The 14860-nt window shown below is 62.6% G+C and carries 11 protein-coding genes; 6 read left to right on the top strand and 5 right to left on the bottom strand.

What is annotated here, in order from left to right:
* The first annotated feature begins 132 nt into the window (after positions 1-132).
* The 5 genes from ACYVGC_RS23300 to ACYVGC_RS23320 all read left to right on the top strand — a co-directional run bounded on the left by ACYVGC_RS23300 (position 133) and on the right by ACYVGC_RS23320 (position 5689).
* Complete coding sequence (locus tag ACYVGC_RS23300; protein ID WP_460586247.1) at positions 133-1041, top strand: prephenate dehydratase; 909 nt, start codon at positions 133-135, stop codon at positions 1039-1041.
* Positions 1042-1118: 77 nt separating this feature from the next.
* Positions 1119-2345, top strand: a complete 1227-nt coding sequence (locus tag ACYVGC_RS23305) for a pyridoxal phosphate-dependent aminotransferase (protein WP_460586248.1) — start codon at positions 1119-1121, stop codon at positions 2343-2345.
* Positions 2346-2410: 65 nt separating this feature from the next.
* Entirely contained in the window at positions 2411-3259 is an 849-nt protein-coding gene (locus tag ACYVGC_RS23310) for a Rossmann-fold NAD(P)-binding domain-containing protein (protein WP_460586249.1), read from the top strand.
* A gap of 140 nt (positions 3260-3399) precedes the next feature.
* On the top strand, positions 3400-4470 hold the full coding sequence (locus ACYVGC_RS23315) for a chorismate mutase (protein WP_460586250.1): 1071 nt from the start codon (positions 3400-3402) through the stop codon (positions 4468-4470).
* 181 nt (positions 4471-4651) lie between these two features.
* Positions 4652-5689 (top strand): acetamidase/formamidase family protein, encoded by a 1038-nt coding sequence (locus ACYVGC_RS23320; RefSeq protein ID WP_460586251.1) that lies wholly within the window; start codon positions 4652-4654, stop codon positions 5687-5689.
* 136 nt (positions 5690-5825) lie between these two features.
* Here the strand turns inward: ACYVGC_RS23320 and ACYVGC_RS23325 are convergent, their stop codons facing one another.
* The 4 genes from ACYVGC_RS23325 to ACYVGC_RS23340 form a co-directional block, all read right to left on the bottom strand.
* The gene (locus tag ACYVGC_RS23325; protein WP_460586252.1) at positions 5826-6914 is read right to left on the bottom strand and encodes an alpha/beta hydrolase family protein; all 1089 of its coding nucleotides are present in this window, start codon (positions 6912-6914) and stop codon (positions 5826-5828) included.
* 257 nt (positions 6915-7171) lie between these two features.
* On the bottom strand, positions 7172-7594 hold the full coding sequence (locus ACYVGC_RS23330) for a hypothetical protein (RefSeq protein WP_460586253.1): 423 nt from the start codon (positions 7592-7594) through the stop codon (positions 7172-7174).
* A 158-nt stretch (positions 7595-7752) separates the two neighbouring features.
* Positions 7753-8751: a DUF1028 domain-containing protein gene (locus tag ACYVGC_RS23335; protein ID WP_460586254.1), complete on the bottom strand. Its 999-nt coding sequence runs from the start codon at positions 8749-8751 to the stop codon at positions 7753-7755.
* Positions 8752-8894: 143 nt separating this feature from the next.
* Entirely contained in the window at positions 8895-10859 is a 1965-nt protein-coding gene (locus ACYVGC_RS23340; RefSeq protein WP_460586255.1) for an endo-1,4-beta-xylanase, read from the bottom strand.
* Between the two features lie 438 nt (positions 10860-11297).
* On the opposite strand from ACYVGC_RS23340, the gene ACYVGC_RS23345 reads away from it, so the two are divergent.
* Positions 11298-12506, top strand: a complete 1209-nt coding sequence (locus tag ACYVGC_RS23345; RefSeq protein ID WP_460586256.1) for a glycosyltransferase family 61 protein — start codon at positions 11298-11300, stop codon at positions 12504-12506.
* A 135-nt stretch (positions 12507-12641) separates the two neighbouring features.
* Here ACYVGC_RS23345 and ACYVGC_RS23350 read toward each other — a convergent pair whose 3' ends face one another.
* On the bottom strand, positions 12642-14735 hold the full coding sequence (locus ACYVGC_RS23350) for a M13 family metallopeptidase (RefSeq protein WP_460586257.1): 2094 nt from the start codon (positions 14733-14735) through the stop codon (positions 12642-12644).
* Between the last annotated feature and the right edge of the window lie 125 nt (positions 14736-14860).

Raw genomic sequence — 14860 nt, forward strand, 5'->3', positions numbered from 1 at the left:
TCCCGCGTAGAACGAGTCGCCATGTAGCTAAGCCACTGAGATTTAGCAGCGCCACTCGTTCTTCGGGTGGCGCTTTTTTTGTGTTTTTTTGGCGGTGCGCCCGCCAGTATTACCGCCTAGTTTTCCAATCCCATGCCCCAGCACGTCGCCATCCAAGGGTTCCAAGGCAGTTTTCACGAAGTAGCGGCCCGCCAGTATTTCGGGGCCGCCCCGGCGCTTAATTTCTGCGCCACCTTTGGCGAAGTAGTGGCCCAGGTAGCCGACGGCCGCGCCGATGCCGCGCTCATGGCAATGGAGAACTCGCTGGCTGGCAGTATCTTACCCAATTATCTATTGCTGGAGCGCAATCACCTCACCATCACGGGCGAGGTGTACCTGCCCATCCATCAGCACCTGTTGGTGCTGCCCGGCACCACGCTGGCTGACGTCAGCGCCGTGCACTCGCACCCCATGGCCCTGCGCCAGTGCGGCGATTTCCTGAGCCAGTACCCCCACTGGCAGCTAGTCGAAACGGAAGACACCGGCCTCAGCGCCCAGCTGCTGGCCGAGCGCCGCCCGGCGGGCGTGGCCGTAGTAGCCGGCGCGCAGGCCGCCGAGGCGTTCGGCCTGCATATTCTGGCCCCCGCCATCAACGACGACCCTAGCAACTACACCCGCTTCCTGGTGCTGGAGCGCGCCGCTGAGGCCCACTTGGTGGCTCAGCCCGATAAGGCGTCGCTGTATTTCTACACCTCGCACGCGCCCGGCATGTTGGCGCGGGTGCTCACGCTGGTAGCCAGCCACGGCCTGAACCTGAGTAAGTTGCAGTCGTGCCCGCGGCCCAGCCAACCCTGGCACTACGGCTTCCACGCCGATGTAGAGTTTGCTACACCAGCCCAGCTGGCAGCCCTGCTGGCCGAACTGCCCACCGTGACGGAGGAGTTGCGCGTGCTGGGCGCGTACCAACGCGGGAGCATGGATTTTGGGCAGGAACCGGCTGCCGAAACCGACCCAAAAGAACGTCATGCTGAGCTTGCCGAAGCATCTCGCATGCAGCAGTAACTCAATCGTTGAACGATACCCGAACGGTGCGAGCGAGATGCTTCACTGCATTCAGCACGACCGAAAAATTTGATTTTATGCAAGTTTCCACTGCCAGCCGCCTTGCTCACACCGGCGAATACTACTTCTCACGCAAGCTGCGCGAGCTGGCTGCCCTCAACGCGGCCGGGGCCAATATCATCAGCCTGGGCATCGGCAGCCCCGATTTGCCGCCGCACCCGAGCGTGGTGGCCGCGCTGGCGGCCACCGCCGCCCAGCCCAACGCCCACGGCTACCAGAGCTACCAGGGCACGCCGGCTTTGCGCCAGGCCATGGCCGGCTTCTACCAAAAAAGCTACGGCGTGGCCCTCGACTCCGTCACCGAAGTGCTGCCCCTAGCTGGTTCCAAAGAAGGCCTGATGCACATCGGCATGACGTTTTTGGAAGCTGGCGACGCGGTGCTCATCCCCAACCCCGGCTACCCCACTTACCGCGCCGTGGCCGAAATCTGCGGGGCCGAGGTGCGCGAGTACGACCTGACCGCCGCTACCGGCTGGCTACCTAACCTAGGCGCGCTGGCCCAGAGTGACTTGAGCCGCGTAAAGCTGATGCTCGTCAACTACCCGCACATGCCCACCGGTACGCCGGCCAGCCCCGAATTTCTGCAAAAGCTGGTCGAATTTGCCACGGAGCACGATATTATGCTGGTGCACGACAACCCCTACGGCTTCGTGCTGAATGAGACGCCGCCCACCAGCCTGCTCAGTATCCCGGGCGCGAAGGAAGTGGCGCTGGAACTCAACTCACTGAGTAAGAGCCATAACCTGGCTGGCTGGCGCGTGGGCATGCTGGTGGGCCGCGCCGATTGGCTGACTGAAGTGCTGCGCTTCAAGAGCAACATGGATTCGGGCGTGTTCCTGGGCATTCAGCAGGCCGCCGTGGCCGCGCTGGCGCTGGGCGAGGAGTGGTTTGCAGAATTGAATGCCACCTACCGCGCCCGCCGGGCGCTGGTGCGCGAGCTGCTGGCGGCGCTCGGCTGCGAGGCCGCGCCGGGCCAAACGGGCTTGTTCGTCTGGGCCGCCGTGCCGCAGCAGTACGCCGATGGCTACGCCCTGAGCGACGCCGTGCTGGCCGAGGCGCGCGTGTTTCTCACGCCCGGCGGCATATTTGGCAGCAACGGGCTCGGCTACATCCGGGCTAGTCTGTGCCAGCCTGAAAGCGTGCTGCGCGAGGCCCTGGAACGGGTGAAGAATATGCCTGTTATTGCGAGCAACGCGAAGCAATCGCATCAGAACGAAGACGTTCGCGCAGTTGCACCCCGCTAGCTCGTGTTAGTGCGATTGCTTCGCGTTGCTCGCAATGACAAACGGTTTATATCTCATTTAATCAAATGACTATCACCATTATCGGCCTGGGCCTCATCGGCGGCTCGCTGGCCCTCAGCCTGCGGCAGCACGGCCTGGCCACTCGGCTTATCGGCCTGGAGGCCAACCCTGCCTACGCCCGCCGGGCACTGGAGCTGGACTTGGTCGATTTAATCGCCGCTAACCTGGCGGCGGCCGTGGCGCCGGCCGACCTCGTCATTGTAGCGGTGCCCATGGATGCCATGCTCACGGTGTTGCCCCAGGTGCTTAACTTGGTGACTGATAAGCAGCTGGTTATCGACGTGGGCTCGACCAAAGGCAACCTGCTGGCGGCCGTGGCCGGGCACCCCCGCCGGGGCCGCTTCGTGGCGGTTCACCCCATGGCGGGCACCGAATACTCGGGGCCGGATGCGGCGGTGAGCGGCTTATTCGAGGGCAAAACGCTGGTAGTCTGCGATGCCGAGGCCAGCGACCCCGATGCCGTGGCCACAGTAGAGGCGCTGTTTCGGGCGCTGCCTATGCGGGTGCTGCACCTCGGCGCGGCCGACCACGACCTGCACACAGCATACGTATCGCATATTTCCCACCTCACCTCGTTTGCACTGGCACTCACGGTGTTAGAGAAAGAACAGCGCGGCGAGCAGCGCATTTTTGACCTGGCGGGCGGCGGCTTTGCCTCCACCGTGCGGCTGGCCAAAAGCGCGCCGGCCACCTGGGTACCCATCTTCCGCCAAAACCGGCTCAACGTGCTCGACGTGCTCGATGAGCACTTGGTGCAGCTACAAAAGCTGCGCGAAATGCTGGCCACTGAGGACTACGTGGGCCTTACTGAGCAATTGGAACACGCCAATGAAATCCGCAAGATTATTCCTTGAAAACCCCTTCTATCATTGCGAGCCTGCGAAGCAATCGCACCAGAACGGAATCGTTCAGTCATCGTGCCCGTGCGATTGCTTCGTTGTGCTCGCAATGACAACTGATTAATTATCAACAACTAATAAAATCCCTAATCCCCATGTTCAACGACCTCTTCAACCGTAAACCCGAGGATAAGCCCTTCCTCATCTCTGGCCCATGCTCGGCCGAAACCGAGGAGCAGGTGCTCGAAACCTGCCAGCGCCTGGCGGCCACCGGCAAGGTGCAGGCCCTGCGCGCTGGCATCTGGAAGCCCCGCACCAAGCCCGGCGGGTTTGAGGGCGTGGGCGCCAAGGGCCTGCCGTGGCTCAAAAAAGCTAGCGAGCTTACCGGCCTGCCGGTGGCCGTGGAAGTAGCCACCGCCAAGCACGTGGAAGACTGCCTGGCTTTCGGCGTGGACTTGGTGTGGGTGGGCGCGCGCACCACCGGCAACCCGTTTTCGGTGCAGGAAATTGCTAATGCCCTGCGTGGCGTGGACATTCCGGTACTGGTAAAAAACCCCATTCACCCCGAGCTGGAGCTGTGGGTGGGCGCCATCGAGCGCTTGCAAAAGGCTGGTTTGAAGCAGGTTGGCATGATTCACCGCGGCTTTTCGAGCTACGGTAATACCGACTTCCGCAACGCGCCGATGTGGCACCTGCCCATCGAGATGAAGCGCCGGATGCCCGAGCTGCCCATCCTCAACGACCCCAGCCACATCTGCGGCCGGCGCGACACGCTGTTTGCCGTGGCCCAGCAGGCGCTCGACCTCGACTTCGACGGGACGATGATTGAGAGCCACATCGACCCCGACAATGCCTGGAGCGATGCCAAGCAGCAAATTACGCCCGAGGTGCTGGGCCAGCTCATCACCGACTTGGTGTGGCGCCACGAAACCACCGATAAGGCCGAGTACCTGAATGCGCTGGCCGGCCTGCGCGAGCAAATCAACAACCTCGACGCCGAGGTGATGCAGCTGCTGGGCCGCCGCATGGCCGTGGCCGAAAAAATCGGTCAGTACAAGAAAGAGAACGACATCACCATCCTGCAAACCGCCCGCCTCAACGAGATTCTGGAGCGCAGCAAGCGCCAGGGTGCCCAGGTGGGCCTCACCGAGGACTTTGTGGAGCGCTACATGGAAGCGGTTCACTTAGAGTCGGTTATGCGCCAGGAGCGGGTAATGAACGGATAGGTAGTACTGGCATAAGCTGCCAGAACAACCAGACCAACAGAACGTCATGCTGAGCTTGTCGAAGCATCTCGCTCGCGCCGCTGGGTGGCTAACCTAACGGCGCGAGCGAGATGCTTCGACAAGCTCAGCATGACGTTCTTTTTTAATGGGATTTAATAATCACAGGGCGTATTTTTCAGCAATGAAAAAAAATACCCGATTCCTCCTCCTGGCTGCCGGCCTACTACTCGGCCTCAGCGCCCAGGCGCAGCGCCTGCCCAAGGCCCAGCACGAGTTGCTGGCCACGCCCACCACCGTGGCCTGGGGCTACTACTCGGCCGATGCGCCGCCGGTGCTGCGCATCAAATCGGGCGAAACGGTGCAGGTGCACACGCTTCTCACCTCCAGCCCCACGCGGCTCGAAGGCGCGGGCGTGGCCCCAGCCCAAGTAGAGCAGTCGCTGCGCGATATTTATGAGAAAGTGACCAACAAAGGGCCGGGCGGGCACATTCTCACCGGGCCCATTTTTGTGGAAGGGGCCGAGCCGGGCGACGTGCTGGAAGTGCGCATCAAGGCGATTGAGCTGGCCATTCCGTACGCATACAACGGGTTTGGGCCGAAGAGCGGGTTTATTCCCGAAGACTTTGGCTACGCCAAGATGAAAATTATTCCGCTCGATAAAAAGCGGATGGTGGCCGACTTTGCGCCGGGCATTGAACTGCCGCTGCACCCGTTTTTTGGGAGCATGGGCGTGGCCCCGCCGCCCGCCATGGGCCGGGTAAACAGCGCCCCGCCCGGCATTTTCGGTGGCAACCTCGACAACAAAGACCTGGTGGTGGGCACCACGCTCTACCTGCCGGTGCACGTGCCGGGCGCGCTCTTTTTTGTGGGCGACGGCCACGCCGGCCAGGGCAACGGCGAGGTAGATATCACCGCGCTCGAAACCTCGCTGACCGGCAACCTGGAGTTTATCGTGCATAAAGACATGCACTTAGCCATGCCCCGCGCCGAAACGCCGACCCACTACATCAGCATGGGCCTCAACGAAGACCTGACGTTGGCCGGCAAGCAGGCCGTGCGCGAAATGATTGATTTCCTAATGAAAACGAAGGGCCTGACCAAAGACGACGCCTACATGCTGTGCAGCGTGGCCGCCGACCTCAACGTGACGCAGGTGGTAGACGGCACCCGCGGCGCGCACATGCTGCTGCCCAAAAGCATTTTCGGGAAAAAGAAGTAGCCCCTAATGGGTTAAACAAGAACGTCATGCTGAACGCAGTGAAGCATCTCTACCGCATCGTCAGTGTTTATTCAACGATGCGGTAGAGATGCTTCACTGCGTTCAGCATGACGTTCTATTAGGGAATGATACGCTATTATTTACCAGCTAAAAACCTGCTGATGTTCTCGTTTAGAAACTTCGCGTCGGCGGGGTTGCTGGCGGCCCCGGCGGTGTGGCCCCATAGCGACGGGATGGGCAGTAGCTGCACGCCCGGAATGAATGCCGCCTCGTAGCGCGCGTCGCCCACCGGGAAGTACAAATCCGTTTCCGACGGCATGTATAAAATGGGCACTTTAATGCTGCGCAGGGCTTTTTCGATGTCGCCGCTCAGGCCGGGGGTGGTGCCCACGTTGTGGTATTCCCAGGTGCGCATCTGGGCGATGAGGTCGTTGGCGTCGGCCCCCGGGATGAAGTGCGTGCGATAGTTATTGAGCACCTGCTCGAAGGTGACGCCGGGCTTTTCCTCGTTGCGCCACAGCTCTTTACGCCACCACTCCTGCGAGAAAAGCCAGCCCGTCCAGACGGTGGCGAAGGCCTCGATGCCCTTGGTGGGCGGCGCGGTGTAGTCGCCGTTTTGGAAGGCGGCGTCGGCGGTGAGGGCCGCAATCTGGCCTTCGAGGCGCACCACGCCGTGCGGATAATTCTTGGCCGTGCCCGAGGTGGCCACAATGCGGTCGGCAAAGCTGGGGTAGCTCACGGCCCACTGGAACGCCTGCTGCGCGCCCATCGAAAAGCCAATAATGGCGCGCAAATGCGTTATTTTCAAGTCTTTAGCCAGCAACTCGTGCACCGCCTGCACGTTGTCGCGGATGGTCATCACTGGGAAGCGCGGCCCATGAAACGGCTCGGGCGTGTTGCTGGGCGACGACGACTTGCCATTGCCAAACAGCTCTGTCGTAACTAAAAATAACTTGGTGGTATCCAGGCACTTGCCGGGGCCAATGAGCCACTCGTAGCCCCGGTGGCCGGCCATGTAGTGCGAGGGCAGCAGCACGGCATTATCACGCTTGGCGTTGAGGTGGCCGTAGGTGCCGTAGCCCACCCGCGCCTGGGGCAGCACCGCGCCGCCCTCGGTTTTGAAGTTGGTGAGGGTGAAAAAATGGTGCGGTACTGGGGCCGCGGCCGGCTTGGTTTGGGCCCGGGCGGCGAGGGTGACGAGTAGGGTAAGGAGGAGGAGACGCATAGCGGAGAGTAAGTGAAGATGTAGCGTAAGCTTCAGCTTGCGAGCGAGCGCCAGTGAGCAGGCGGTACCGCACAGCACGAACGCCCCTGCTCGCTGCGCTCGCTCGCAAGCTGAAGCTTACGCTACGGGGCTATCGCTCGTGCCAAAGGAATTCAAAGCCTGAATTATAAATACTTATATTACAATTAGTTGTGTACCAGGGCGGGCTAGTGAAAGAGTAAGTACTGACCGCCGATTTAGGCAACGGCCTGCTTTACCTACGCGTAGGTTTTGGTGGGAAACTTCAGTTGCCACGCCTTTTTGACTTCAGCGAGGAGCGCTAGCAAGTGCGCTGTATCCATGATAGCCAACTGGTTTTTCAGTTCCAGCTTAGCCGGGGCTGCTAGCTCTAGGTTATCAATAATCTGCGCTAACTGCCAATCAGAAAGGTGTTTATAGTCTCGACGAAACTCAATGAATTTGGCCACGACTATAATTGCTTCTCTCGCAAAGCCCAGGTCGGTGGCGCTTTCGTGGGTAGCTGTTAAAACCAAATTTTCCAGGTAGCTGGCACACGCATTTTGCTCAGCAAACGCGTCGCCGGCAAACTGCTGATACAGCTCAGCGTATTCGTGGCTCAACGCTAGAAGCTGCGCTTCTAGCTGACCCAGCTTAGCCAGAAAGGAATCCAGATTAGACATTGCTGCTTGGTTGTTAAATAGTGAGCCATTAGCCTTTAGTTGCTAGCTTTTATTCTGATTAACAATTAATTGTAGTAAGAATGCTGGTAGCGCGCATACATAAGCGCGGCGTCCGGTACCGCCTGCTCGCTGCGCTCGCTCGCAAGCTGAAGCTTACGCTACAATGCCAGTATCTGCTTCAACTCGGCCGGGCTCACGGTGAGCAGGCCTACTTTGGGCAGGCGCTCAGTCAGTACGCGCCAGTTGGGCTCTTGCTGAAAAATAGGTTTCAGCAGGGCCAGCGCGGCGGGCACTTGCTGCTTGTTGGCCAGCGTGATGGCGTGCCAGTACTTCATTTCCAGGTTTTGGGGAAACATCTTTTCGGCCGCCTGGTACTGCGCAATCGCCGTCGGCATGTCGTTTTTCTCCACCGCCAGGTCGCCGGCATTCATGTGGTCGTAGGCGCGGTGCAGCTTGAGGAGGCGGCGCAGCTCGGGCAGCGGCGCGGCGCTATCGTCCACGCGCAGGTCCACGAGGCGGTCGGCCCAGGGGCCTTCGGTGGTGGTGCCGCGCACCACGAGTAGCGCGGCCGACTGCCGGCCCCGGATGTCGCCGCCGGCAGCCTGGGCTGCATCGAGGGCGGCGAGCACGCGCTCGGCCAGCGGCAGGATGGTGGCGGCTTCGTAGGCCTTGGCCATGGCCCCCCACACGGTGGCATTCAGCATCATATTGGCCTGCACCGAGAACTGCGCGCCCTGCTGGTGGCCGGCCATATCCACGCATTTTTTGCCGGTGTGGGTGGCCACGCGGCCCTGGTTGTCCAGAATGGCCACCTGGCGCACTTCGCGGGCATCGTCGGCAGCTAGTAGCTCGTCGAGCGCCTGCTGGGCGGTTTTGCCGCTTTTCAGCAGGGCCAGGCCGCGTACGCCAAACGACTTATTGGTAAACGATTGCGTGGCTACCACACCCACGCCGGCCTCGGCCCAGCTCACGCTGGTGCCCACCGAAAACCAGTGGCTTTGCACGGCCACGGCCATCTCGCCGGTCTTGGGGTCGCGGGCCACAATGCTGAAGGTGTGGGCCAGTGGGTCGGTGGCCGAGTAGATGGATTGCGCCTGAGCGGCCGGGCGCGCCAGCAGCAGCAGCGCCGCGAAGAAAGGTAGGAGTTTGCGAAGCATAAGTTGGAAGAAAAGCGAATGTAGCCCCCCGCCGGCCTAGCCCTGGCTACGGGCTGACTACTAATGCCAACAGCCTCCCGGCAAAAGTGCCAGGAGGCTGCATAGTAAGTAGTTAGGCAAAAGCTAAGTTTAGTGCCGGAGCTTTACTCCACCGTCAGGCGCTGGCTGAGGGCCCCGGCGCTGGTTTGCAGGCGCACGGTGTAGAGGCCACGGGCCACGCCAGGCAGCGCCAGGGCGCGGCTGGCTTCGGTAGAAGGAGCGAGGGTTTGCTTGAACACCGTCTGGCCCAGCGCATTGAGCAGCGACACGCCGATGGCTTGCTGGCCCAGGCTGGCCGGTAAGTTCAGCGACACGCGGCCGCCCACTGCGGGATTGGGGTAGAGAAACACGCCCGCCGCCGTGGCCGCCGTGGCCTTGGTGCCCAGCACGGTGCTCTGCACGTAGCCGCGCAGCCACCCCAGCGCGGCGCGCTCGCTGTTGTCGTCATTCACCAGGGGCGCGCCCTGGGCAGTGCGCCAGTGACCGGGGCGGTAGCCCCACAGGGTGATGCCCTTCACGCTGGGGTTTTCCCAAAACAGCGGGAAAACGCGCTGGTATTCAGCTAGCTGCACGGCATCGGTGAGGCCGTCGGAGTCGTACTCCGTGATGTAGAGCGGCAGGCCGGGGGCGCTCAGCAGGGCCAGGTTGCCGTTGATGGTAGCCGCCGACTGGCCCGCCGTAGAAAAGGCGTGGCCCTGAATCCCCACCCCATCAAGCAGATTGAGCGCCTTGAGCTGGTTGATGATGGCGGCGTAGGCCGTGGCCCGCGTGGTCGAGTTCTCGACGCTGTACTCGTTAATCATGAGCTTGGCCGCCGGAAAATACTGGCGGGCCAGCTGGAACGACTTGATTATCCAGGCGTTGCCCACCGCGCCGCCCAGCGCATTAATGTAGCCGCCGCCGGTGGGGTCGGGCGTGCCGGTGGGCGTAGTGGGCGAGCCGATGGTGACGAGGCCCGTGGGCGGCGTGTTAATCGGCTCATTCACCACGTCGATAAAATCAATCTTGGGGTAGCGCGCCGCCACGGCGGCCATCCAGGCGTTGATGGCCGCCAACTGGTCGGCATCCGAGAGGCCCTTGAGCCAGGCGGGTTGCTGTGCGCCCCAGATGAGGGTGTGCATGCGGAAGATGGTCTGGGGGCCGGTGGCGGGCTTGGCCTGGGCGTAGGCCTTGTCGAGGTCGGCCCAGTTATAGGTGCCGCGGGTGCTTTCTACGCTGCCCCACTTGCCACCGTTTTCGGGCGTCACGGCGTTCCAGTAGGCGCCGAAGTTGGGGGCTTGCGCGTCGCTGTAGGCGCAGCCCAGGTACTTGGTTTTGCCGGTGGCCAGCGGCGGGCCGGTGGGCACAAAGAGAGTGGGCGCGGTGGGGCTGCCCTGCGCGCCGGCGTTGAGGTTGGCCACGGTGAAGTACAGGCCCGACTGCCCAAACACGAACTTATCAAAGTCCAGCCCGTCTTCGCGCGCCCCAATCTGGAAGGTTTGGGTGAGCGCGCCGGCCGGCACGGTAAAAGTGGTAGCGGCGCTGCCGTTGACCGTAAATTTGGACAGGTCTACCCATTTCCACACGCCAGTGGCGCCGCTGCCGGCACCATCTACGGCCAGCGGGCTGCCGTTGACGTAGCCCACGTTGAAGAGGCCGTTGGCGTTCACCCAATCCGCGCTGGTGGTAGCGAAGTCTTTGCTGCCGAAGGTTTTACCATAAAAATAACTGTCGTCGTTGGCCCCGCCGCTGCCCACCCGCAGGCGGGCGTAGAGGTCGTAGGTGCCCGCCGCCGGAAACGTGACCGTGTAGCTGAGCACCCGCGCCGCCGTGCCGGGGGCCGAGCCACCGCCCGGCACCGACGCCACGTCGCTGAGCGAGGTCACGTACGTAATGGCTGGCGTGGTGCCCGAAGCATCGATGGTGCGGGCGGCCCAGTCGCCGGTGGTGGTGTTTGGCAGGGGCGTGGCCGGGTTGGTGGAGGTGCCGGTTTCGGCCTCGACCACCACGGGGGTAGTTTGGGCTAGTAAGGGAGCGTAGCTGCCAAGCGCAGCTACCAGCGCAAGCGCCAGGAGTTGAGGTTTCTTCATGTGGAAGAAGGAGTGGGTGGGAAAAAGGAAGGCCGGCCGGTGGCTCGCAAGCGCGCCTCAACCTGGCCAGTTGGCTAAAGGTAGGCTAGCTGGTTAGCTAAATAAAAGTCTGAAAATCAAATAAATAACCTCGTCAACTGGCGGAAACGATTGCGGTAGCTGCAACATCGATTGCGATAGGTTAAAAAATAGTGCTTACTCAACTGCCCTTGGTGCGGCCGGCGTCAGGGAGAGTTGCGGCGCGCCCGGCTTGCCTTGAGTACTGGTGGCACAAGGCCGCTCATGCCCCGCGAAATGCCGCTCGGCCGCGCTAGGCTTGCCTGTTCGCGCCAGTTACAATTTTTCAAGCCCCTTAAAATGAGGAGGCTGAAAAAGCTGGCTACATTTACGCGGCCCCCGCGCCCGTATTCGCCCTTTGTGCGCTCAGGCTGCTGCCCCATGACGAAGCCCGCCTTTTTAAGCCGTTTCCTGGCCCTGCCGTCAGCCCAGCGTAGCAGCCAGCTGCGGGTGCGGCTGGCCCAAGTGCTTAACAAGCTGATTTTGGGGCCCTTAGTGAGTGAGCTGCCCAGCAGTGCCCTGCGCTCGGTAGAAGAGCATTCGCTGCGCGATGAGCTGCGTCCCCACGTGGTGGCCACCCACACGCTGCTGCCGCCCCTGGCCCTCACGTATGCGCTGCTCCCCGAGCTGCCCGCCGCCTTTCGCCGTACCAAGGCTTTCGAAGCGCGGCGGGCCTACGTGCTGCGCGATGTGTGCGTGTCGGCCGCCAGCGGCCTCACCTGGCTGCCCGACGCCCCATTGGCCCTGGCCGAAAGCGTAGGCTGCGTGCACCGCCTCATGGGCTGGGCCGCGCTCACCCCCGAGCTACTGCTGCCCACCCCGCCCCTGGCCGAAACCGGGCTGCTGGTAGCCTGCCCGCCCGCCCCGTTCTTCCACTGGCTGTTCGAAACCCTGCCCAACCTGCTACTGGCCCTGGACCGCTGGCCCGAGGTACGCATCCTGCTGCCCCCTACGGTGCCCGCCTTCGTAGAGCAGGCGCTGCAACACCTGCTAGGCCCGGCCGACTACGCCGCGCGCACCCGGCGGGTGGCGGGCCCCCGGCGGGTGGCCGAGCTACTGCTAATCAGCAAGGACGAGATGGCGGGCTTTGTGCATCCAGCTGATATTAAGAACCTTAGAAAGGCATTTTTGCCCGCGGGGCGGGGCGGGGCTGGCCACCGCCGGCTCTACATATCGCGGGTGCGCACCGCCAACCGCTCGGCCCCCGGCGAGCCCGCGCTGGAAGCCGCGCTGCGGCAACAGGGCTTCGAGATAGTGTATTGCGAGGCGCTGCCCCTGCTGGCGCAAGTGGCGCTGTTTGCTGAGGCGCGCCTGCTAGTGGGTTTGCACGGGGCTGGGCTGAGCCATCTGGTGTGGGCCACCGGGGCCGTGCAGGTAGCCGAAATCTTCCCCGAAGGCTGCTTCAACGACTGCTACGCTCGCCTGGCTAGCAGCATGGGGTTCGAGTACGCGCCGTTTTTGTGCGGTAGTTCGCGGTCGGTGCCTTCGGCGGCGGCCCACCTGCCGGTGGCTGATATCGTAGCTTGGCTGGCCACATTGGCCAGCACAAAAAACGGGTACCAGCCAGCGCTGATACCCGTGAATCAGTAAGCCAAAGCAGCTTCTGCATGAGTCCTTTTAAGTTGAGAACTGCGCCGCCTGGCCGGTCCGCCGGCGCAAGCCGGCCGACCGGTTGACTCTGTTAAGTGTGTCAACGACAACCGGTCGGCCGGCTAAGCGGCGCGCCTACCAGATAACGGCCCGGTCGGCGGCCGTGCGCGTCATCTTGTCGCCTTCCTTGCAGCCAAAGGCTTCCTGAAACTGTGGCATGTTCATAATCGGCCCGATGGTGCGGTATTGGCCGGGCGAGTGCGGGTCGGTCTGGATTTGCTGGCGCAGGGCTTCGGGCCGAATGTTGGTGCGGCGTAGCTGGGCCCAGCTCAGAAAGAAGCGCTGCTCGGGCGAAAAGCCGTCGTACTGCGGGCGCGGGCCGTTGCCGTAGCGCTGCTGCAACTGCTTTTCGAGGGCGCCGTGCACGATGGTGAGGCCGGCAAAATCGGCCAGGTTTTCGCCCATGGTCAGCTTGCCGTTCACGTGCACCGAGTCGAGCGGCGAAAAGGCGTCGTACTGGCGGCCCACCACGGCGGCGCGCTTCGTAAACTCGGCCGCATCGGCCGGCGTCCACCAGTCGCGCAGGTTGCCCTGGCTGTCGTACTGCCGGCCCTGGTCGTCGAAGCCGTGGGTCATTTCGTGGCCCATCACACCGCCAATGGCCCCGTAGTTCACGGCATCATCGGCCTTGGGGTCGAAGAAGGGCGGCTGCAAGTAGCCGGCCGGAAACACAATCTCGTTGAGCGGCGGGTTGTAGTAGGCGTTGATGGTGGGCGGCGTCATGCCCCACTCGGTATGGTCCACGGGGCCGCCAAAGCGGGCGGCCTCGCGCTTGCTCTCCCACAGGTGGGCGTTGAGGATGTTGGTGGTGTAGCTGGCCCGCGTGATGGGCAGCGCCGAATAGTCCTTCCACTTGTCGGGGTAGCCGATTTTTACGCGCAGGGCGTTCAGCTTTTTCAGGGCCTCGGCCTTGGTGGGCGCGCTCATCCAGGTGTTGGTTTGGATGTGCTCGGCCAGGCTAGCCTTGATGTTGGCCACCATCGCCAGCGCCTTTTGCTTGGCCTCGGGCGAGAAAGATTTATCCACGTACAGCTGCCCGAAGGCCTCCCCAATGGTCGCGTCGGTGGAGGCCTGCACGCGCTTCCAGCGCACGGTTTGCTGCTTAGCCCCGGTCAGGGCCTGGTTGTAGCGAAAGCTGGCATCGACGTAAGCCGCCGGCAGCGTGCCGGCCACCGAGCGCACCAAGTGCCAGCGCAGATACGTCTGAATATCCGCGAGCGGCTCGGTTTTAAGCAAGCTGTTCAGCTCGTCAAAAAACGCCGGCTGGCCCACAATAACTTCTTGGGCTTTAGATAATTGCATAGCGGCCAGCAGCTGCGGCAGCTGCACGGCCGGATAGCGTTTGGCGGCGGCGGCCAGGGGCATCTGGTTGTAGTTGGCCTGCGGGTCGCGCAGCTCCACGCGGCTGCGTGAGGCGGTGGCCAAGCGCTTTTCGAGGCGCTCCACGGTGGCGGCGTTGCGCTGGGCCGTGGCCGCGTTATCGCCCAGCAAGCCAAATACTTGCTGCATATAAGCCTGGTACGCGGCCCGGATTTTCTGGGTGCGGGCGTCGTCCTTGAGGTAGTAGTCGCGGTCGCCCATCGTCAGGCCGCCCTGGTCGAGGCCGATAACGTAGCGCGTGGTATTCTTCTCATCAACCTGCACGCCGCCGCGGAAAAACGCGCCAGTGCCCAAGTCCTGCTCGTGGGCAATGAGCGCCGGCAGCCCGGCGCGGGTTTTGAGGGCCGCAATGCGGGCCAGCTCGGGCTTGAGCGGCGCGATGCCGGCCTGCTCAATGGCCGCCGTGTCCATGGCGGCGGCGTAGAAGTCGCCCACTTTCTGGGCGTTGGAGCCGGGTGTAGCATTGCGGTTGGCCGCGGCCTCTTCCAGTATTTGCTTGAGCGTGGCCTGGGTACGCAGTCCCAGTAGGTTACGCGGCCCCCAACTGGTAGCATAGCTCGGAATGGGGTTGGCTTTGAGCCAGTTGCCACCCGAAAACTCGAAGAAATCCTGGCACGGCGACACCGCGCGGTCGAGGTCAGCCACATCGAGGCCCACGCCCGGCGGGGCGGGCGCAACGGCGGGCGGAGTAGGGGCGGTGCCGGTGGCCACGGGTGCGGCCGGGCCACTGCTGGCGCAGCCCGCCAGGCCGAGCAGGCCGGCGCTGATTAGAAAGAAACGTTTAGCCATAGGGGAGCGGGGAGGAGGAAGCGTGAAAGTAAAATGCTACGGTAAATAAACTAAGAGGCTATCCAAATAGGCAATTATACCAAGTGATTCGAGCGCAGGCAAAATGGAGCATGGCGAGGTAGTTT

The organism is Hymenobacter arcticus (assembly GCF_054779975.1).